This window comes from Sphingomonas sp. PP-CC-3A-396 (assembly GCF_004343105.1).
Taxonomy (GTDB): domain Bacteria; phylum Pseudomonadota; class Alphaproteobacteria; order Sphingomonadales; family Sphingomonadaceae; genus Sphingomonas.
This window is the reverse complement of record NZ_SLYF01000001.1, coordinates 366,956-388,471: the sequence shown is the minus strand read 5'-3', so window position 1 is coordinate 388,471 and position 21,516 is coordinate 366,956. Positions and strand designations below refer to the sequence as shown.

Annotated in this window: 16 protein-coding genes, 1 tRNA gene and 1 riboswitch; of the genes, 10 read left to right on the top strand and 7 right to left on the bottom strand. The window is 66.7% G+C overall.

Translation table 11 applies throughout. The features are described from left to right. Positions 1-29 precede the first annotated feature (29 nt). Positions 30-893, bottom strand: coding sequence for an N-formylglutamate amidohydrolase (locus C8J40_RS01775; protein ID WP_132895526.1), 864 nt, complete (start codon positions 891-893; stop codon positions 30-32). Between the two features lie 112 nt (positions 894-1,005). On the opposite strand from C8J40_RS01775, the gene C8J40_RS01770 reads away from it, so the two are divergent. From C8J40_RS01770 to alr, 8 genes are all read left to right on the top strand, one after another. Beyond that, a complete protein-coding gene (locus C8J40_RS01770; RefSeq protein ID WP_055881295.1) occupies positions 1,006-1,383 on the top strand; it encodes a response regulator in 378 nt (125 codons plus the stop codon). Between the two features lie 44 nt (positions 1,384-1,427). Continuing rightward, a tRNA-Val gene (locus C8J40_RS01765) sits at positions 1,428-1,502 on the top strand. 94 nt (positions 1,503-1,596) lie between these two features. Continuing rightward, entirely contained in the window at positions 1,597-3,678 is a 2,082-nt protein-coding gene (locus C8J40_RS01760) for a TonB-dependent receptor (RefSeq protein WP_132895525.1), read from the top strand. Positions 3,679-3,994: 316 nt separating this feature from the next. Further along, positions 3,995-4,194, top strand: a riboswitch (cobalamin riboswitch). A gap of 114 nt (positions 4,195-4,308) precedes the next feature. Then, positions 4,309-6,207, top strand: a complete 1,899-nt coding sequence (locus C8J40_RS01755; protein WP_132895524.1) for a TonB-dependent receptor — start codon at positions 4,309-4,311, stop codon at positions 6,205-6,207. Beyond that, entirely contained in the window at positions 6,204-7,010 is an 807-nt protein-coding gene (locus C8J40_RS01750; protein ID WP_132895523.1) for an ABC transporter substrate-binding protein, read from the top strand. Before C8J40_RS01755 ends, C8J40_RS01750 begins: the two co-directional genes overlap by 4 nt. A 157-nt stretch (positions 7,011-7,167) precedes the next feature. Further along, on the top strand, positions 7,168-8,136 hold the full coding sequence (locus C8J40_RS01745) for an iron ABC transporter permease (protein ID WP_132895522.1): 969 nt from the start codon (positions 7,168-7,170) through the stop codon (positions 8,134-8,136). Next, positions 8,127-8,906, top strand: a complete 780-nt coding sequence (locus C8J40_RS01740; protein WP_132895521.1) for an ABC transporter ATP-binding protein — start codon at positions 8,127-8,129, stop codon at positions 8,904-8,906. Before C8J40_RS01745 ends, C8J40_RS01740 begins: the two co-directional genes overlap by 10 nt. A gap of 102 nt (positions 8,907-9,008) precedes the next feature. Continuing rightward, complete coding sequence (gene alr, locus C8J40_RS01735; protein ID WP_207901133.1) at positions 9,009-10,037, top strand: alanine racemase; 1,029 nt, start codon at positions 9,009-9,011, stop codon at positions 10,035-10,037. A 169-nt stretch (positions 10,038-10,206) separates the two neighbouring features. Here the strand turns inward: alr and C8J40_RS01730 are convergent, their stop codons facing one another. The 3 genes from C8J40_RS01730 to C8J40_RS01720 form a co-directional block, all read right to left on the bottom strand. Beyond that, the gene (locus C8J40_RS01730; protein WP_132895519.1) at positions 10,207-13,482 is read right to left on the bottom strand and encodes a TonB-dependent receptor; all 3,276 of its coding nucleotides are present in this window, start codon (positions 13,480-13,482) and stop codon (positions 10,207-10,209) included. 161 nt (positions 13,483-13,643) lie between these two features. Beyond that, positions 13,644-14,828, bottom strand: coding sequence for an acetyl-CoA C-acetyltransferase (locus tag C8J40_RS01725; protein WP_132895518.1), 1,185 nt, complete (start codon positions 14,826-14,828; stop codon positions 13,644-13,646). A 33-nt stretch (positions 14,829-14,861) separates the two neighbouring features. Next, the gene (locus tag C8J40_RS01720; RefSeq protein ID WP_243693160.1) at positions 14,862-15,857 is read right to left on the bottom strand and encodes an alpha/beta fold hydrolase; all 996 of its coding nucleotides are present in this window, start codon (positions 15,855-15,857) and stop codon (positions 14,862-14,864) included. A gap of 77 nt (positions 15,858-15,934) precedes the next feature. Between C8J40_RS01720 and phaR the strand changes: the two genes are divergently transcribed. Beyond that, positions 15,935-16,477 (top strand): polyhydroxyalkanoate synthesis repressor PhaR, encoded by a 543-nt coding sequence (phaR, locus tag C8J40_RS01715; protein WP_107961437.1) that lies wholly within the window; start codon positions 15,935-15,937, stop codon positions 16,475-16,477. A 3-nt stretch (positions 16,478-16,480) separates the two neighbouring features. Then, on the top strand, positions 16,481-16,666 hold the full coding sequence (locus tag C8J40_RS01710; protein ID WP_132736225.1) for a hypothetical protein: 186 nt from the start codon (positions 16,481-16,483) through the stop codon (positions 16,664-16,666). A gap of 4 nt (positions 16,667-16,670) precedes the next feature. On the opposite strand, the gene C8J40_RS01705 is transcribed toward C8J40_RS01710, so the two are convergent. The 3 genes from C8J40_RS01705 to C8J40_RS01695 form a co-directional block, all read right to left on the bottom strand. After that, the gene (locus tag C8J40_RS01705) at positions 16,671-18,122 is read right to left on the bottom strand and encodes a hypothetical protein (RefSeq protein WP_132895516.1); all 1,452 of its coding nucleotides are present in this window, start codon (positions 18,120-18,122) and stop codon (positions 16,671-16,673) included. Between the two features lie 8 nt (positions 18,123-18,130). Next, on the bottom strand, positions 18,131-19,354 hold the full coding sequence (locus C8J40_RS01700; RefSeq protein ID WP_165911338.1) for a PDZ domain-containing protein: 1,224 nt from the start codon (positions 19,352-19,354) through the stop codon (positions 18,131-18,133). Positions 19,355-19,955: 601 nt separating this feature from the next. Next, entirely contained in the window at positions 19,956-21,506 is a 1,551-nt protein-coding gene (locus C8J40_RS01695) for a CpaF family protein (RefSeq protein WP_132895515.1), read from the bottom strand. Positions 21,507-21,516 lie beyond the last annotated feature (10 nt).

The window sequence follows — 21,516 nt, the reverse complement described above, 5'->3', positions numbered from 1 at the left end:
TCGGCCTGCCAGTTGGAATCAGGCGAGGCCTATTCGGCCGCCGCGGCAAGCGGTGTCGAAAGGGCCTCGTCGGCAAGCCCGGCAAGCATCGCGCCCACCATATCCACCACCCGCGCGAAACCGGCACCCGGTGCATGCAGTTTGCGATCGAGATAGATTGTGCGGTCGAGCTCGAGCTGGATCGCGTGGATGCCCAGGTCGGGGCGGGCGTGGCGTTCGAGGATGTGCCCGCCCGCATAGGGCGTGTTGCGCGCGACCGAAAAGCCATGCGCGGTGCAGACCGTTTCGGCGCGGTCGACGAAGCGCGGCGCAGCGGCATGGCCGAACCGGTCGCCGAGCACGATCCGCGTCCCACCAGGGCCGAGCGGGGGCATCGAATGCACGTCGAGCAGCACCGCCACCCCGAACCGCGCATACGCTGCCTGCAACGCCGCCGCGATCGCCGCGTGATAGGGCCGGTGGTCGTCGACGATCCGCGCGGTCACTTCGGCATCGGTGAAGCGGCGCGCCCACAGGTCGCCGGCGCCCGAGACGCGGCGCGGCACCAAGCCAAGGCCGCTGCGCAATTTGGCGGACTGCTGCGCGGGCGGGATCGATCGCGCGCCTTCGTCGAGTTGGGCGTCGCGTTCGTCCTCACCGCGGTTGAGATCGATCCAGGCACGTGCGCGACGCTGGATGATCATCGCCTGATCCGTCCGCGCGCTCCGTGCCACCGCATCGACCAGCCGGTCCTCGAGCGGGAGCAGCGCCGCCAGCGGTACGCGCAACGCGGTCTTGAGCGAGAGCGGATAGTCGCGTCCGGCATGGGGTACGGAGATCACGACCGGGCTGGTCGGCGGCGCGGTATCCTGGTGTTCGAAAGGGGGCAAGCGCTCGAAGGGGGGCGATGACATGGCGAGCACGCTAGGGCGACGCGTCGGAACGGGCAATCGATCTGGAAATGTTAACCACTTTGCGCGTAGGGAAAGCGCGTCAATGTACGCGTGAAAACAGGACTTTAGATCGATGTTGCGAATTCTGCTGGCCGAGGACGATCAGGTCATGCGCGAATATCTGACGCGGGCGCTCGAGCGCTCTGGGTATGCCGTCACCGCCGTGGACCGCGGGACCGCGGCGATTCCGCTGCTCGAGACCGAGACGTTCGACCTGCTGCTCACCGATATCGTGATGCCCGAGATGGACGGGATCGAACTGGCGCAGAAGGCCGGCGAGATGTGCAAGGACCTGCGCGTGATGTTCATCACCGGTTTTGCGGCGGTCACCCTGAAGGCCGGGCGGGCGATGCCGCAGGCCCGCGTCCTGTCGAAGCCGTTCCACCTGCGCGACCTCGTCGCCGAGGTCGATCGGCTGTTCGAGATGGATAATGTCACCGGCATGCATTGAGCGCTTGCACCCCGCGATAAGCGCGGCTAGTGGAGCCCTCCGGCGGGCGTGTAGCTCAGTGGTAGAGCACTGTGTTGACATCGCAGGGGTCGCAAGTTCAATCCTTGCCACGCCCACCATAGAAAGCCCCGCTAACCTCTGGGTTAGCGGGGCTTTTTGCTGTCCGGGCGTTTCCGACCTTCCGGTATCGTGAAAAGCTGTCATGCGGCACGGATGATCCGCTTCTCGATTTCCGCCACCGCTATCCTGTCATCCAGCGCCCTGCTGTTGCCTGGCGCCGTGCTTGCGCAGTCCGACGTGCCGCCGCGCGCCGCCGACAGTCCGGCCGAGATCGTCGTGACCGGGCGCGGATTGGCCGACGCACCCGGCGACCGCGCCTATTCGATCGTCACGATCGGGCGCGACCGGATCCAGGCGAATGCGAGCAACCGGCTGGAGAGCGTGCTGGCCGACGTCGCCGGGTTGCAGCAGTTTCGTCGTTCGGATTCGCGCAGTGCCAACCCGACCAGCCAGGGGATTTCGCTGCGCGGGATTGGCGGCAACGCCTCCAGTCGCGCGCTGCTGATCTTCGACGGCGTGCCGCAGGCGGATCCGTTCGGCGGCTGGGTCGCATTCCCGGCCTATGCGACGGGGCGGCTAGGGCGCATCCGCGTGACGCGCGGCGGTGGCAGCGGCTATCAGGGACCGGGCGCGCTGGCCGGGACGGTCGAACTGGAGAGCGCGACGCCTGACGACCTGACACCGTTCCAGGGCAGCGTCGCCTATGGCAGCCGCGATTCGGTCGATGCGCAAGGGTCGGCGGCGCTGGTGCGCGGGTCGGGGTTTGCGACCGTGTCGGGCGCGTACGCGCGCGGTGACGGCTTTACGCCGACCGTCGCGGAGAGCCGCGGGATCGTCGATCGGGCCGCGCCATACGAGCAGGCGTCGGGCGCGTTGCGGACCGTCGTCGGGATCGGCGCGAAAACCGAATTGCAGATGAATGCGAGCGCGTTCACCGATCGGCGCGACCGGGGGAGCGACTTCACCGCGAATAAGAGCGAGGGGGCCGATGCGAGCATCCGGCTGATCGGGCGGGGCGCGTGGGGCTATTCGGCGCTGGCGTATCTGCAGACGCGCGCGTTCGCGAGCAGCTTCAACAGCATCACTGCCGCGCGCACGACCGCGATCCAGTCGCTGAACCAGTACAATACGCCGGCGACAGGGCTTGGCGGGCGGATCGAGATCGCACCGCCGCTGGGCGAGAGCATCACGCTCAGGCTGGGCGCGGATATCCGCGACGTGAGCGGCAAGACGCAGGAGCTCTATACGTTCGTCAACGCGGCGCCGACGCGGCGGCGGGAAGCTGGCGGGAGTACGACGACGACCGGCGTGTTCGCCGATGGAAGCCTCGTCGCGGGCTACCTCACGTTCAGCCTAGGTGGGCGGGTCGATTGGTGGTCGATCGATGGCGGCTATCTGACGGAACGGCCGCTCGCGACCGGCGCGGCGCTGACCGACCTGCGCTACGCGAACCGCGACGGCAGCGAGACTACCGGGCGGGCAGGCGTCGCGTATCAGCCTATCGAGGCGGTCACGCTGCGGGCCGCCGGCTATCGCGGATGGCGACTGCCGACGCTCAACGAACTGTACCGCCCGTTCCGGGTCGGCAACGACGCGACCGCGGCGAACGCGTTGCTGTCGCCGGAGCGACTGACCGGGGTCGAGGGTGGCGTCACGCTGACGCCGGCACCGGGCGTGAGCATCGCCGCGACCTATTTCTACAACCGGCTGAAGAACGCGATTGCCAACGTCACGACGACCAACCCGCCGCAGGTGCTGCCCGGGGTCGCCACCTACCGCGTCCGCCAGAACCTCGATGGGATCCGCGCGCATGGCTTCGAACTGGATGCGTCGTATCGACCGGGTCCGCTGGGCGTGCAAGCATCGTGGTCGCACACGAACTCGAAGGTCGAGGGTTCGGGGATCACCGCCGCTCTGGACGGCTTGCGACCAGCGCAGACCCCGCGCGACCAAGTGTCGGGGACGGTCGACTGGCGGCACGATGCTGCGGCGCTGTCGCTGACCGTGCGGCATGTCGGCCGACAGTTCGACGACGACCAGAATACGCGGGTGCTTAGGGCCGCGACGACACTGGATGCCTATGCCGCGCTGCCGATCCTGCGCTCGCTGGTTGCCGAGTTTCGGGCGGAGAATTTCCTCAACGAGCGCGTCGAGGCAGGGATCAGCGGCGCCAACATCGTCGAGCGCGCCACGCCGCGGACAATCTGGGTGGGGCTGCGCTACGGCGGGCGTTGATATTCGATCCGTCGCTTGCCAAGAGAAACGAAGACAGCATGTTTCCCCGCGAAGGCGGGGACCCAGTCTGGGCTCCCGCCTTCGCGGGAGAACAATTTCGGGGAACGTCACTATTTGGTACTAGTCACCACCCCGGCGAAGGCCGGGGCCCAATTGGAAAGGTGGAAATAACGGGGCACTGCGCTCGGTTATCGCCGTTCCCCACTTGGGCCCCGGCCTTCGCCGGGGTGGTGCGATAGACCATGAGTCTACTGAACCACGCCCCGGGTGGGGAGCATGAGTAGGCGCTGCGTTGACCCGTGTCTGGCGTGCGACTAATGCCACTCCCGTGAAGGGTTCCCGGCGACGGGATCAAAAGGGAAGTCGGTGCGCGGGAATCCGCAAGACCGGCGCTGTACCCGCAACTGTGACCGGATAGCGGCCACCCCGAATATGCCACTGGGTTTCGACCTGGGAAGGCGGGGTGGGCGCGATGACCCGGAAGCCAGGAGACCTGCCTTTCACGGTCGATCCACTGCGCGGGCGGGTGTCCGGCGCGGACGAGTGCTCCGGTCCAGCCGGGTTTCCTCGAGCGAGAGACGTCTGGCCGCCCCGCGAATGGTCGCAGGCGGTTCTGCTTAGGACGTACCCATGACGAAATTCTTCCTTCTGCTCGGCGCCGCGGCGATCGCAGCGCCCGCTTATGCCCAGACCATCCCCGATCCCGACGCGCCCGAAGTCGTCGTCACCGCAACCCGCGCCGCGCAACCGCTGAGCGAGATCGGCCAGGCCGTCACCGTCATCGACCGCGCCGAGATCGAGCGCCGCCAGACCGTTATCGTCTCCGATCTGCTCGCGACCACGCCGGGCGTGACGGTAACGCGCAATGGCACCATCGGCGCGCTGACCAGCGTCCGTATCCGCGGCGCCGAGGCGGACCAGACGCTCGTCGTGATCGACGGCGTCCGCGTCAACGATCCCTCGTCGACCGGCGGCGGCTTCAACTTCGGCAATCTCCTGTCGAGCTCGGTCGAGCGGATCGAGGTGTTGCGCGGCCCGAACTCGGTGCCATGGGGCAGCCAGGCAATCGGCGGCGTCGTCAACATCATCACCGCCGCGCCAACCGAAGGCGTCCAAGCGCGCGCCAACGCCGAATATGGCTATGCCGACAGCGTGTTCGCCAGCGCGGGCGTGTCGGGCAAGACCGGTCCGGTATCAGGCTCGCTGACCGGCGGCTATCTGCGCACCGACGGCATCTCGTCCGCCGCCAGCGGCACCGAGCGCGACGGCTATCGCCAATATGGCGCGACCGGGCGCGTGGGCGTCGAGTTCGCGCCGGGCATCGGCCTCGACCTGCGCGGCTATTTCGCCGACAGCCGCGTCGAGATCGACGGCTTCCCAGCGCCCGATTACGTGCTAGCCGACACGCCCGAATATTCGAAGACGCGCGAGGCTTACGGCTATGCCGGGCTGCACGCGAACTTCGCCGATGGCCGGTTCAACAACCGCGTCGCGTTCACGATCGCCGACATCAACCGCGACAATTACGACCCGAGCTTCGGCAGCGATCCGACCTTCATCGGCCGCGGCCGCAGCGAACGCTACGAATACCAAGGCGACTTCCGCCCGCTCGACCAGGTCCGCGTGGTCGCCGGCTTCGAGCGCGAGAACAGCCGCTTCAACGACGGCTTCACCTTCGCGGATACCGGCATCACCAGCGTTTACGGCCAGCTGATCGTCAAGCCGCTCGATATCCTCACCATCACCGGCGGCGTCCGCAACGACGATCACGACGATTTTGGCAGCCACACCACATTCGGCGCGAACGCGGCGCTGGCGTTGCGCACCGGCACGACGATCCGCGCAAGCTATGGCGAAGGCTTCAAGGCACCGACCCTGTACCAGCTCTTCTCCGACTACGGGAATCGCGGCCTCGATCCGGAGACCGCGCGCAACTTCGACGTCGGGGTCGAGCAGGCGTTCCTCGACAACCGGGTCCGCGCAAGCGTGACCTATTTCAACCGCCGTACGCGCAACCAGATCGACTTCCGCGATTGCAGCCCGGCGGAGCAGGTGACCGCCGGTTCGATCTGCGTCGGCCGCCCGTTCGGCGTCTATGACAACATCGCCCGCGCCGAGGCGGACGGCGTCGAGTTCACCTTGGCGCTGCGCCCGGTCGACGCGCTGACGCTGACCGCGAACTACAGCTATATCGACACCGAGAACCGCTCGATCGGCAGCGATTTCGGCAACGATCTCGCGCGCCGTCCCAAGCAGACCGCGAGCGTCGACGCCGATTACCGGTTCGCGTTCGGGCTGTCGGTCGGCGGCACCGTGACGATGGTCGGCGACAGCTTCGACGACGCCGCCAACACCGTACGGCTCGACGGCTATGCGCTGGCGGGTGTCCGCGCGGAAATGCCGATCACCGACCAGATCGCGCTGTACGGCCGCGTCGATAACCTCACCGACTCGCGGTACGAGACGATCGCGGGCTACGGCAATTACGGTCGCGCGGCGTATGGCGGCGTGCGGTTGCGGCTGAAGTGAGGCGCGGGGCGATCCTCCTCGCGCTCCTGCTCGGGGGCTGCGCATCGCCGCCGAGCGGGGGCGGGGGGATCGTCTCGACCAATCCGTGCGTGGATTCGGTGCTGGTCCGCATCCTGCCGCCTTCACGGATCGCCGCGATCAGCCATTATTCGCAAGATCCGTCCGCGACATCGATCCCGCTCGCCGTCGCGCGCCGGTTTCGCGGCATCGCCGGGACCGCCGAGGAGGTGATCGCGCTCCACCCCGATCTCGTCATCGCCAGCACGTATACGCCGCCGGCGACCCAAGCGGCCTACGCGCGGGCCGGGCTGAAGACGCTGCTGCTCGGCATCCCGGACTCGATCGCGGAGAGCCAGGCACAGGTGAAGCAGATCGCCGACGCGGTCGGTGCGCCCGCGGGTGGCGCGCGGATCAATGCCGATATCGATCGCGCGGTGGCGCGCTGGAGTCGCAAGGATGGGCCCAAGGATGACATGCCGCCCAGCGCTCTGCTCTATATCAGCGGCGATCTCGCAACCGGGGGGAGCACGTTGCTGAACGAGATGATGACCCGTGTCGGCTTCCGCAACGCCGCCGCGAGCTACGGCCTGACGCATACCGGCACGCTGTCCGCGGAGACGATCGTGACGCAACCGCCGGCCATCGTGATCGCCCCCGAACGCGCCAGCCGCGGCACCGCGCTGCGCCGCCGCCTGCTGCCGCGTACGCCGCAAGCCGTCTTCCCCCGCGTCCTGATCAACTGCGGCGGCCCGACCATTCCACCGGCGCTGGAACGCCTCGCGGCGATACGGGCGGCGCTGTAATGCGACACCCATACCAAAACCACCCCGGCGAAGGCCGGGGCCCAATTGGAATGGCGGAAATAATGGAGCGCTGCACGCCGTCACGATCGTCCCCCAATTGGGCCCCGGCCTTCGCCGGGGTGGCGGCAGTCGCCGGTATGCTTGCGGTGGACCTGTGATGACCCGCACGCCCAAACTCATCACCCTTGGCCTGCTGGTTGTCCTCCTGTTCGGCCTGTCGCTCGGCTGCGGGAAAGTCTGGGTGCCGCTCGACGCCTGGTTCTCGAGCGACCCGCGCTGGTGGATCATCCTCGAACTCCGCCTGCCACGCGCGGTACTCGGCCTCGTGCTCGGTGCCACGCTCGGGCTGTCGGGCGCGGTCCTGCAAGGCTATCTCCGCAACCCGCTCGCCGACCCCGCCGTCGTCGGCATATCGTCGGTCGCAGCACTCGGCGCAGTCGCCGCGATCATCTTCGGGGCCGGTTCGGGACCTGCCATCTTCGCCGCTGCAATGCTCGGCGCGGGCGGTGCGGTCGCGCTCCTCGCCGCGCTGACATGGCGATCGCCGAGCGCGATCACCTTCATCCTCGCCGGCACCGTGCTCGCCAGCCTCGCCGGCGCGCTGACCGCGTTCCTGATCTCGATCGCGCCCAACCCCTATGCGGTCGCCGAGGTGATCGACTGGATCATGGGCGCGCTGACCGATCGAGGCTGGGACGATATAAAGCTCGCGCTGCCGCCGATGCTGCTCGGCGGCGTCCTGCTGATGCTCACCGGCCGTTCGCTCGATGCATTGTCGCTAGGCGAGGCGGCGGCGCGATCGCTCGGGATACGGATGGGCCGCATCCGGTGGCTGGTCGTGCTCGGCACCGGGCTCGTTGTCGGTGCAGGCGTCGCGGTGACCGGCGTGATCGGCTTCGTCGGCCTCGTCGTGCCGCATCTGCTGCGCCCGATCTTCGGCCACCGCCCGAGCGCCCTACTGCTCCCCTCAGCGCTCGGTGGAGCCGCGCTCGTGCTCGCCGCCGACAGCCTCGTCCGCCTCGCCCCCGGCGCAGGCGAAGTCCGGCTCGGCGTCGCAATGGCGATGATCGGCGCGCCGTTCTTCCTCGGGTTGCTGGTCAAGGAACGAGGCCGGGCATGGATCTGATCGTCGACGCACTGCGCGTGAAGCTCGGCAAGCGCACCGTCCTCCACGACGTCTCCGCGCATCTCCGCCCCGGCCGAGTCACCGCGATCCTCGGCCCCAACGGCGCCGGAAAGAGCACGCTCGTCAAGGCCGCCGCCGCGCTCGTCGGTGGCAGCGCGGGCAGCGTCCGACTCGACACGCAGGACGTCGCGACGATGGACCCGCGCGCCCGCGCCCGCGCGATCGGCTACCTCCCGCAGGATGCGACGGTGCACTGGAACATCGTCGCACGCGATGTCGTCTCGCTCGGCCGCCTGCCGCACCTCGGCGCGCATGCCGCCCCATCGCCCGACGACCACGCCGCCGTCGATCGTGCGATGCACGATACCGAGACCGCGCACCTCGCCGATCGCCCGGTCGGCGAACTCTCCGGCGGTGAGCGCGCCCGCGTCCTGCTCGCGCGCGTCCTAGCAGGCGAACCGCGCTGGTTGCTCGCCGACGAACCGCTCGCCAGCCTCGACCCCTCGCACCAGATCGACCTGCTCGCCCGCCTGCGCGCCTACGCGGGCGGCGGGGCAGGGGTCGCGATCGTTCTCCACGACCTCGTCCAGGCGCAGCGCGCTGCGGACGACGCGCTGCTGATCGCCGACGGTCGCATCGTCGCGTTCGGTCCGGTCGCCGAGGTGATGACCGCGGACACGCTCGCCCAGGTGTTCGGCGTCCGCGTCGCGCCGCTCGACGATGGCGGCCGCCGCCTGCTGGTCCCGGTCGGGCGTGTCGAGATCGGCTAGCCAAGCGACACGCCCGGTGGATCGGGGCCAAGTCGGGGCCGGCGGGGTGAAAGATCATCGACGCGCGGAGCCCGGTTCACTATCCCGCGCCGGGTGATCGACATTCCCGCCCCCCTCCGCCTGCGCCTCGACGGCGACGCACTCGTCCAGAACTGGCGTACGCTCGACCGCATGAGCGGCACCGCGGCATGCGGCGCGGCGGTGAAGGCAAACGGCTACGGCCTCGGCGCGATCGAGGTCGCCCGCCGCCTCGCCAACGCCGGCTGCCGCGATTTCTTCGTCTCCAACTGGCAGGAAGCCGCCGAACTCGCGCCGCTGGGCCTGACCGTGTCCGTCCTCCACGGCGTTCGCGAAGACGACATGCCCGCCGCCGCAGCCGGTTTCGCCCGCCCGGTCCTCAACACCCCCACCCAGGTCGCCCGCTGGAAAGCCGTGGGGGCAGGCCCGTGCGACGTCATGGTCGACACCGGCATGAACCGCCTCGGCATCTCGACAGACGACATCGCCGGCGGCTTGCTCGACGGTGTCGAAATCGAAACGCTGATGAGCCACCTCGCCTGCGCCGACGAAGACTCGCCGATGAACGCGGCCCAGCGCGATCGGTTCGCCGCGTTGGCCGGCGCGACGTCGGCGAAGCGCACAAGTCTCGCCAACTCGGCCGGCATCGCACTCGACGGCTATGCGTTCGATCTCACGCGACCGGGGCTAGCCCTTTACGGCGGTGTTCCCCGGCCCGAACTGAGCACGATCCGGCAGGTCGTCCGCCCCGAAGCGCAGATCCTGCAACGCCGCCGCGTGCGCGCTGGCGACAGCGTCGGCTACAATGCGCGCTGGACGGCCGAGAACGACACCGAGGTCGCGGTCCTCAACCTCGGCTATGCGGACGGCTATCGACGGCATTTCACCAATGTCGGTGCGGCGTTGGCGTTGGGCCGGGTGTTGCCCGTCCTCGGCAGGGTCTCGATGGACCTGGTCGCGATCGACGTCGATGCGGCCCGTGAGTTGGAGGAGGGCGACTGGGTCACGCTGGACTACGCCCTGCCGACGAGTGCTGCGGCCTCGGGCCTCTCGCAATATGAGTTGCTGACCGGCCTCGGCCAGCGGTTCGACCGGGTGTGGTCGGTTAGCTGATCGTAAAAGGTTACCCGACCATCGGGGCCAACGCGTCCCGATGTGTCGCAGAGTAGGCGATCAGCCGCCTTGCAGCCGCCAGCTCACCGCATCCATCGCCTCGACCTGAAACGAAAAAGGACCGGGAATGCCCCGGTCCTTTCTCGTTTTCATCGCTGGTCCGGAGGGATCAGAACTTGGCCTGGAACCCTGCGTAGAACTTGCGACCCAGCGGTTCGAAGATCGCGGTGCCGGCACCGATACCCGTCGAGCCGAGCGGCGGCAGGCGATCCGTCAAATTGTCGATACCGAAGTAGAAGTTGGTATCGCGCGTGACGTTCAGGCCCAGCTTGATGTCCATGTAGAAGACATCGGGATAGTAGGGGATGTCGAAATCATCGAGGTTCTGCGCCACGCGGCCCTGGAAGGACTGGCGGTTCTCAATCGCGCCAACCGACTGCTTGGTGATGTAGCGCATCTGCAGGTTGCCGAAGAGCGTCCCGAAGTCTGCCCCCAGGTTCCAGTTGACCTGATCCTTCGGCGAACCGATCTCACCAACCGTCGTGTCGGCAAAGCCGGGCTGCGTCGGATCGGTGAACGAGCTGTTCGTGAACACGTGCGTGTAGACGATGTGGCTGTTGAAGCGGACATCACCAAAGGTGTGCGAGTAGTTCAGATCGACGTCGATGCCGCGGACCTGCAGCTTGGCGTAGTTCAACAGCGTCTGCTGAAGGCTGCCCTCGACAATACGATACTGCTCCTCGCCAACCGCGCCGGTCTGGCCAGCGCCCACGCGGGTGAAAAGCGAGCAGAACTGGTTTGCCGTCGTCGGCGAGTCATAGCAGCTGTTGATGATCCCCTGTGCCGATGGCGCGGTGATCACGTTGTTGACCTTGATGTTGTAGTAATCGACCGACAGCGTCAGCCCGGGGGTCACCTTCGGCTGGAACACCACGCCGTACGTGTAGGAGTCCGACTTTTCAACGTTGAGGTCGGGATTGCCGCCGCTCAGGATCTCGAGCGTCTGCGCGTAGACGTAATCATAGGTGGTCGGGATGCCAGCCGCCGCGCAATTTGCCGCACGGAACTGCGTACCGCCGGCCAGGTTGCGGGCCGAGCAGGGATCGCTGACGCTGGCGAAGTTCTGCGACTGCGGCGAGTACAGCTCCGACAGGTTCGGCGCACGCACCGACCGCGAATAATTGGCCCGCAGACGGATCCCGTCGATCGGCGCGTAAGTGACGTTGCCGCTATAGGCGTACACCGTGCCGGCCGATCCCTTATAGTCGGAGACGCGGCCCGATCCACTGAGCGTCAGCTCGCGGATCAGCGGAAGATCCTTCAGCAGCGGGATCTGGATCTCGCCAAACGCTTCCTTCACCTCGAACGAGGTCGGATCGAGCTTACCGATCGCGTTGTAGAAGGTGTAGCCGGCCGAAACCAACGGATCCTGCTCGTAGAACACCGTCTCACGACGATATTCACCACCCAGTGAGAAGCCGATGTCGCCACCCGGCAGCGTGAACAGCTGGCTCAGGTCACCCGACACGAAGCCGTTGATGTCGAGCTGCGTGATCTTGCCGCTCGAAGTGGTATCTTGCAGCACGTAGTTCTTCGCGGCCTGCGAGATGTTGCCGGTACCGAACGGGTTCAACGGCTGGCATGCGGCAATATCCGCGGCCTGAACCGCGGCGTTACCCGCGAGATCGCCACCGAACGATGCATCGGCGCGAGCCTGTCCAACGCCCGCCAGTTGCGAACCGCAGACGATCTGGCCGGTGGCCGGATTGGTGACCGCATCCAGCGCCAGCACCATGCGCTGGACGTTCAGATTGCCGAGAACCTTGGTGCGCTCGCGGAACTCGCCGTAGTTCCCCGACAGCTCGTAATGCCAATCGCTGTTGAAGTTGCCGCGGATGCCGCCGACCAGACGGTAGGTTTCACGACGTGCCTGCTCGGTGCGGACGCCAAGATCGGTCAGGTTCTTGCGCAGGATGAAACGGTAGGAACCATTGTTGATCGCCGCGATGTTGGCTGCGGTCAGCGGTGCATTGGTCGTAGGATTGATGCCACTGGCCAGGATCTGTGCGGCGATCGTGTTGCGCGCGTCCGTCGACAGATAGGGGTTGTCCAGGCGCGGACGCTCATACAGCAGATCGAGCGTACCACCGGTAAAGAATGCGGGGCCGGAGCTTCCCTGACCAACCGAGTCGGTCCGCGAATACTTTGCTTCGATGAACGGAACGAAGGCGTCCGAAACTTCGAAATGACCGATCAGGTTTGCCGAATAGCGATCAAGCTGCGGCAGGATCTGAACGAGCTGACCTTCACGACGCGTGTCGCCGTTGCCGCCGAGATAGTTGCCGGCTGGAACCGCGCTGGCGCGGAACGGGTTGGTGGCCGACCCGGTACCTGCCGTGGCGGCGAGCCCGACGCGCGTGCCCGTCTCCTGGGCCAATGCCCCTGACGACTGGAACAGATAGTTGCAGGAGAACGGCCGCCCGGCGTTGTTGAAGACCGCGCTTGGTGCGTTGTCACGTCCGCAGGCACCCGTTGGGCTCGCAAAAGCGACGAGGCCACCGGCCGATAGAGTGGCCGACCGGATATCGTTGAAAAATACCGAGTCGGGGATGCCGTCATAGTTCAGTTTCGTCTGACCGGCCGCAACGCCTGCGGTGTCCGAATCGGTCGCGATGAAACCGTTTACTTGGCGAAGATAATCGCGCTGCGAGGCGTACAGCGAATTCTGACGCGAATATTCGAGATCGACGGCGAGGTTGCCGCGGCCGTCGGCGAAGTTCTTGCCGGCGAGGACGCTGCCGAAATACGAGCCGGCGTCACCGCGCTCGCTGATCGCGCCCTGGCTGCGGATCTGCAGACCTTCGTAATTGTCCTTCAGGATGAAGTTGACGACGCCGGCCAGCGCGTCCGAACCATAAACGCCGGAGTTGCCGCCGGTCGTGATATCGACACGCTGGATCAGGTCGGTCGGAATGGTGTTGGTATCGACCGACACCGCGTTGTTCAGGACGTCCGAGCCGACATGGCGGCGGCCGTTGACCAGAACGAGCGTGCGCTGCGTGCCCAGCCCGCGCAGATCGAGCAGGTTAAGACCTGCGGTGCCGAGAAAGCGGGTCGAGTTCGCTTGGCTGAAGGTGCTCTGAAGCTGTGGCAGATCGTTCAACACGTCGCCGATCGACGTCTTGGCGGTCGAGGTGAGTTCGGCCACGCTGACGCTGGTCACGGGGACTGCGGACTGACCGTTGGGGCTTGCGATACGCGAGCCGGTGACCAGGATTTCCTCGCCGGCCTGCGGCGAAGCCTCCGTCGGGGCCTGCGTCGGGCTGGCCTGCTGCGTATCTGCAGGCAGGGTCTGATCGGTGGCGGACTGTGCGTGCGCTACGTTCGGCAGACCCGCAAAGGCACCGACAAGCGCCGTCGCGCTCAGAAAGCGTGAGAACTTCATAAAAACCCCCGTTTATCGGCGTTTACGCCTTATTTGATAACCAACGGTGATCGCATCATTGGAGTGAATCAACCGGTTTGTTGCGCCAAGATGAACGAGACGTAATTTCAGGTCCAAATTGTATCTTATTTGCAACAAACCGACAGCATGACTGGATTATCCTATCGTTCCAGACACATTGCGATCCCCATGCCGCCGCCGATGCACAGCGTCGCGAGGCCCTTCTTCGCGTCTCGCTTCTGCATCTCGTAGATCAGCGTCGTCAGGACGCGCGCGCCGCTGGCACCGATCGGGTGGCCGATCGCGATCGCGCCGCCGTTCACGTTGACCTTCGACGCGTCCCAGCCGAGTTCCTTGCCGACCGACAGCGCCTGCGCGGCAAACGCCTCGTTGGCTTCGATCAGGTCGAGGTCGGCTAGCGTCCAGCCGGCTTTCTCCAAAGCGCGTCGAGTGGCGGGGACGGGGCCGATGCCCATCACCGACGGATCGACGCCGGCCGAGGCCCAGCTCCTGATCGTCGCGAGGATGGTCGAGCCGCGGCGTTCGGCTTCATCGCGGCGCATCATCACGAGCGCAGCCGCGCCGTCGTTGAGGCCGCTCGCATTGGCGGCGGTGACGGTACCGTCCTTCTTGAACGCGGGTTTTACGCCCGAGACGCTCTCGATGGTCGCGCCGGCGCGGATGTATTCGTCGTCTGCAACGACCGTGTCGCCCTTGCGGCCCTTGATCGTGACGGGTGCGATCTCGTCCTTGAAGCGGCCCGATCCGCGCGCCGCCTCGGCCTTGTTCTGCGAGGCGACCGAGAACGCGTCCTGCTCGCCGCGCGTGACCTGGTATTGCTCGGCGAGGTTTTCGGCAGTGATGCCCATGTGATAGCCGTTGAAGACGTCGGTCAGGCCGTCGCTGACCATCGTGTCGACAAGGGCAAGGTTGCCCATCTTCTGCCCGCCGCGGATCGACTGCGCGTGCGCGGAGAGCGACATCGATTCCTGGCCGCCCGCGACGACGATGGTCGCGTCGCCGGTCTGGATCGCCTGTGCCGCGAGCGCGACCGCGCGCAGGCCCGAGCCACAGACCTGGTTGACGCCCCAGGCGGGGATTTCCTTCGGCACGCCCGCCGCCATCGACGCCTGGCGCGCGGGGTTCTGGCCTTGGGCCGCGGTGAGGACCTGGCCGAGGATCACTTCGGAAACGTCCTCGCCGGCGACGCCTGCCTGTTCGAGCGCGGCCTCGATCGCGATGCGGCCGAGTTCGTGCGCTGGCGTGGTGGCGAAGGCCCCCAAGAAGCTGCCGACGGGCGTGCGCTTGGCAGCGGTGATGACGACGTCGGTGGGGAGATCGGTCATGTCAGGATCCTCTATGGTTGGACCCCATGTAGGTCACCCGAGCGCGGCGATCCAGTTGGCGAGCGGCTCCCAGAGGCGCGCGCGGGCGCTGCGGCCGACGATCATGCCGACATGACCTGCGCCGAGATCGCGGCGGTCGGCGAGCCCGATCGCGGTGGCGGCGGGCACGATACGGTCGCTCAGCGACACGAACTCGACGGTCGGGCAGGCCAGCGTGAGCGGATCGACCGAGGTGCCTGCGATGACCCAGCCGCCCTTGCCGGGGAGGTCGTCGGCGATGCAGTCCTCGAACAGCGACGCGGCGGCGGCGTAGGGGAGGGGGGCACCCGCGTTCGCCCAATCCTCGAGTCGCACGAACGCGCGCGCCGCGTCGCTGTCGGGAGCGAGGTCCGCGAACGCTTCGTATTTGGCGATCGTACGGGCCGGGTCGAGCTGCCAGAAGCCCGCTTGCAGGACTTCCATCGGGAGCACGCCGAGCATCGCGGCCGCGGGTTTTACCGTGGCCCAGGTTGCGGCGAGTGTGGGGCGGCCTTCGCCGTAGCCCGCGAAATGCCACGGCGCAGCGATCGTCGCGACTCCGGCTACTGGCGTGATCGCAGCGGCACCAAGTGCGAGCGTGCCGCCGAGGCAATAGCCGACCAGTACCGGCGGTTTGGGCAGCGCCCGGAGCAACGGGACCAGCAAGCGCTCGACATGCGCCGCCAGATCGAGATCGCGGTCGTCGCTGCCGGGTGATCCCCAGTCGACCAGCCAGACACGAAATCCCTGCGCGGCAATCCATCGCACCAGCGAAGTCGCGGGCGAATGGTCGAGGATGTCGGGCGGATTTATCAGCGACGGGACGAACACGACGGGGCGCCCGCTGCCACCGTAATCGCGCAACGAAACTCGACCTGCGCGGTGAATTGCGGGCATCGGATCGGGCCGCTGCTCTCGTGGTGCGGCCTGATAGGCGCGCAATCCGGCTAGCGCGCGGGCCATCCGTTCGGGCGATGCTGCGGTCTCGCTGCGCAGCACATTAAGGAACAAGGGTAAGGGCCTCGGACCTTGTTGCGGTGCGTCATCAAAGACTGTAGCCTCCGTTTCAAACATAAGACGGGGGATCCATGAAGAAGCAACCGGCTGCCGACGGAATCGTCATCATCAAGAAATACGCCAACAGGCGGCTCTATAACACCGAGTCCTCATCCTACATCACACTCGATCATCTCGCGACGATGACCCGCGAGGGCCGCGACTTCAAGGTGGTCGATGCCAAGACCGACGAGGACATCACGCACAACGTCCTCACCCAGATCATCATGGAGGAGGAGAGCCGCGGCGAGACGATGATGCCGGTGAACTTCCTGCGCCAGCTGATCTCGATGTACGGCGACTCGATGCAGACGATGGTGCCGGGGTATCTGGAGGCGTCGATGGACAGCTTCCGTCGCAACCACGATCAGTTCAAGTCCGCGGTCGAGGGTGCATTCGCCAACTCGCCGTTCGCCGATATCGCCAAGCGCAACCTTGCGATGTTCGACGTCGCCGCGCAGGCGATGACGCCGGCCGCGACGACGCCGGCCCCAGCCGCCAGCAAGGACGACGAGATTGCAGCATTGCGCAGCGAACTCGCCAAGTTGCAGGAAAAGGTCGAGAAGCTCGGCTGAACGATGAGCGCGGTGTTGTGGAGCGCGAGTGGCGGGCTCGCCGCATTAGCCATCGCCGCCGGGTTCGGCGAACGACGCCGGCGACGGCGGCACGATCCGGACTCGGTCGGCTGGGTCGACTGGCCGACCGTCCAGATGCTCGCGCTGATCGCCCTCGCGGTCACGATCGGGCTCGCGTTCAAGTCCTGACCGCTCAGCGGTTCAGGCGATACACCGTGTGCGGCAAGGCGCCGACCTTCACGACGCCCACCAACCGATAGCGGTCGGCGATTGCCGCCGCCACGCGTGCCCGGGTTGCGGGGTTGGTATCGGCTTTATCCGCACGGACGACGATCACGCCGGGATTGGCGGCGAGCAGGCGCGCGGTCTCGGTGGCCGGATCGATGCCCAGACCATGCGCCTCGGTCATCCGGCTGAGATGGCTGCGGAAAATGTACGGCGTCGGCAAGCAAGACTGCGTCAGGTAATAGAGGATCGGTTCGCTGCCGAACGTGAACAGGCAGCCCGGGGGATGCTGTCCGACCATGTGGACGAGTGCGGCGACCTGTCGGGCCGTGCCGCGACGGGCGACGCGTATCCCGCCGAGGACCGCCGCCGCGACCACGCCGAACAGCAGCACCGCGATCAGCGATCTGCGGCGTGCACGTGTCGAAACGCGAGCCAGACCGGTGCCTGCGGCGACGGCAAGCGGAAGCGCGACGGGTAGCAGGTACAGCAGCTCGAAGTTGCGCATGATGATGACGGCAAGACCCGCCGCCACGAGCCAGCCCATCGCGAACGGTGCCGATCGCCGACCGTGCCACGCCGGCACGACCAGCGGACAGCTCAACGCAAGCGCGCCTGCCAGTTTCAGCAGGCTGGAGCCGAAACCGTCATCGTTCTGCTGGCCGAAGATCGACAGGAAGTTCGCGAACACGAACGCATCGTTGTGGCCCGCCAGCGCATAGACCGCCCACGCGATCGCAGTCGGGAATAGCGCCGCGGCGACCCAGAACGCAGCGTTGCGGATCAGGCGCGCGATCGAGCGATCGGTTGCATGGGACTGTTTGAGCAGGACCAGACCGAAGAATATCCCCTCGAACATCGCGGTATATTTGATCTGCATCGCCAGGCCGATCAGCAGCATGGCGCCGACCCCGCGCGAACCGACGCGACGATCGTCGGCATCGCGGCCGAGCACCAGCAACGCGGCGCCGGCCATGAGCGCGTTGCCCCAGATCGCGGATTGCCCCCCTGCGCCGTCGAAGATCATCACCCAAACGAGGTAGATCAGGCCGGCGCCGAGCTCTGCCGTGGATGCCGTCGTAGACGATCGTGTGGCCGATCCGGGGGCGGTAAGTCGGTGCACGATGCGACCGACCAGGAAGGCCGTCCCCGCCGCAACGAGCGTCGCGGCAAGCTGATACATCACGATGCCGTTACCGCCGACGCTGCGGATGCCGGCGAAGATCAGGAACAGCCCGACCGGTTTGCGATCGAAGATATCGACGAACGGCCACGCCCCGTGGAGCAGGCGATCGCCGACCAGCAGGTAGAATTGCTCGTCGCTATGGATCACCGGATTGCCGAATAACGGGCTGCGGAGGGCGAAGGCGATGAGGAGCAGGACAAAAGCCTGCCCCGATCGGTGACGCAGGCTAAACATGGGCAGTCCTAATAAAAATGCGTCAGTTCGAGCCGTCGCACAGTGCCGTCGCACAGTCCGAGCGTGACGATCCGGCCGGGCGCACCTGCCGACCATGCTGCGATCGGGCTGGTCGCATAGTCCGCGGCGATCGGCACGCCGTCGATGCTGCAGATCAGGTCGCCGTCCTTCCAGCCCGCCGCGGCCGCGGGGCCGCCGCGCATGACATGGAGAACTTTCAGCCGGTCCTTCTCGATGCCGATGAGCAAGCCGCTGGTCGATCGCGGCGGTGGCAGGTCGGCTTTGGGACCGCGGCTGAATACCATCCGCCGTGCGCCGGGGTCGAGCAGCACGCGGTAGTTCTGGAGAAATCCCGAGCCGATCCGGCCTGCGGTGCCGATCGCCTGCGAGAAGCCGCCCGCGGGCTCGATCCGGACTTCGGCCTCGCGCGCGACCATCTCGCCGACGCGAATCTCGGGAACGATCGCGAGGCCGCTGACCGCCGGGCCGGCGAGCCCGAACGAGATCGCGCTGGTCGTGCGCAACGCCGTCAGGTTCGCCGCCTGCCATCCCGCGGCCGTAACGGTGACCGACGAGCCGTCGCCGGTGTCGACCACGATCGGCGCGAGGCGTCTGCCCCCCAGCGTGATCGTGCTTTCGTAGACGCTGCGCTCGGTCGAAACGCGGAGCGGCGCGGTTTCGCCCTTGAACGGCAGGCGCCCTGAGCGGAGCAGGCGAAAGCGCTTGGCGGCATAATCGATGTCGAGCGCGTGGCCGGCGAGCATGTCTGCGCCGACCAGCAGGTCGACGGCTGACATGCTGCCGGTGGCGATCGCGGGCAGGTCGGCGACCGTCACGCCGCCGCCGATACGCGCAAGACCGCCGAGCGCGATCGTACGCGTCGGCATCCAGCCGAGCGCAACCGATCCGCCGATCGCGGTCGCGCTGCCGCCGGCCACCAGCTTGGCGGTGTCGAGCGCGGGGGAGGCCTTGGCGAGCAAGCTGTAGCTGACGCCGGTGTCGAGGATCGCGGTGACGTCGCGTCCGTCAAGCTGCATCGTGAAGCGGATCTGGTTGCCCGGGGTAAGGTCGAACGGAATCCAGCGCGCCTCGGCATCGGTCGCGAGCCGATAGACGCCGCGATCTCGCGCGGCCGGGGAGATGGCAGGCGCCGTCGCCGATTTCGAGGGCTCGCGCGCCGAGACGAAGAGGACCGCGATCAGCGGGACGAGGGCTAGCAGGGCGCGACGCATGTAGGGGCGTCCCTAACGGGTCGGTCGCTGCGCACAAGCGTGGGCAGGGCGTGCCCGTAGAAGAAGCTGCCTACCCCCTCGCTGCAAGGACGTGGCTCGTGGCTAGTGACGAGGGATGGTCCGCGCTTCCATGTTCTCCCGCGAAGGCGGGAGTCCAGTCTGGGTCCCCGCCTTCGCGGGGAAACAATCTTCTCTCGTTCTGAGCGCAAAAGTCGATCGATGATCCTCCCCCGCCAGGGGGAGGTGGCTGGCCCTTGCCAGTCGGAGGGGGCGGAAAGGACTCCCGTCTGTTGCCCGTCCTCCCCCTCCGTCACCTTCGGCGACACCTCCCCCTGGCGGGGGAGGATCATTGGGGTTGCACCGTTATGTGAGGACGGCAGAAGGTAGGTCGAGGCTGTCGAAACCAACCGGCAAACTCAGACAACTATCCAGCCCGGGGACGATGCGCAGCGCATAGAAAACACACCACCCCGGCGGAGGCCGGGGCCCAGTTGGGAGACGTCGCCAACTGCGGACTGCGCTTCGTTATTACCACCTTGCCGACTGGGCCCCGGCCTTCGCCGGGGTGGTATTGGGAGGCTAAGGGCGCCAAAAAAACGCCTTACAGGCACGCCTCGAGATACGCCTGATCGAACCCGAATTGCTTGGCCTTCTCCAGCGTATACGGCCGCAACCCCATCGAGCGGTATTCCCCCAGGATCTTCCCGTCCGCCGACTCGTCCATGTATTCGAACTTGAACAGCTCCTGCGTGACGATCACCGGGCCCTCCATGCCGATCACCTCGGTGATGTTGGTCACCCGTCGCGAGCCGTCGCGCAGGCGCTTCACCTGGATGATCAGCTCGACCGAGTCGGCGATCTGCCGCGAGATGGCTTCCTTCGGCACCTTGATGTCCGACATCATCACCATGTTCTCCATACGCGCGAGCGCCTCGCGCGGGGAGTTGGCGTGGAGCGTGCACATCGAGCCATCGTGACCGGTGTTCATCGCCGCGAGCATGTCGAAACACTCGGAGCCACGAATTTCGCCCAGGATGATCCGGTCAGGCCGCATACGCAGCGCGTTCTTGACGAGATCGCGGATCGAGATCTCGCCCTGACCCTCCAGATTGGCCGGCCGCGTTTCGAGCGGCAGCCAGTGCGGCTGTTGCAGGCGAAGTTCGGCGGCGTCCTCGATCGTCAGCACGCGCTCGCCGGGGTCGATCATCTTCGACAACGCGTTGAGCATCGTCGTCTTGCCCGAACCGGTACCGCCGGAGATCACCACGTTGAAGCGCGACGCCCCTGCGATCTTCAGCGCGGTCGCCATCTTCGGCGACATCGATCCGAACCCCGCCATCATGTCGAGCGTGATCGGCTTGGCGGAGAATTTACGAATCGAGATCGCGGTACCGCGAAGCGACAGCGGCGGCACGATCACGTTGACGCGCGAGCCATCCTTCAGGCGCGCATCGGCGAGCGGCGAAGTCTGGTCGACGCGACGGCCGACCGAGTTCACGATCCGCTGCGCGATCTGGAACAAATGCTCCTCGTCGCGGAACTGAATCGGCGCGAGTTCGAGCTTGCCCTTGCGCTCGACATAGGTCTGCTCCGGCCCGTTCACCATGATGTCGGTGATGTTCGGATCCGCCAGCAGCTCCTCCAACGGCCCGAGCCCGAGCAGCTCGTCGACCAGCACCTTTTCCAACGCGAACTGTTCGCGGCGGTTGAGCGTCAGCTTCAGTTCGGCGAGCACTTCGCCGATGATCGGGCGGAATTCCTCGGCGAGTTCGTCCTTGCCGAGCGTCGCCGCCGCCTCAGGATCGACGCGTTCGAGCAGGCGCGGGAGCACCTGTTCCTTGATCTTGTGGATCGACTGCTCGAAACCCTCGACGCGGCTGTTGCCCGCTTCGCCGCTCGCGTTCTGGCGGTCCGACAGGCGCTGCATCGCGTCCATCTGCGTGCCGGGCATCGTGCCGGGGCCGAAGCCGTCGGATTCGCCGGGCATCGGCAGCGATTCGATCGGCGGGAATTGCGACCCGCCCTCGGGCTCGGATCGCGGCGCGGGGCCGCCGCCTTGCATAGACCCGCCCTGCATGGGACGGGCGACGCCGAATGCGGGCCGGGCCGCTTGCCCCCCGCTCATGCCATTACGACGCCCGAATGCACTCATGCCCAAATCC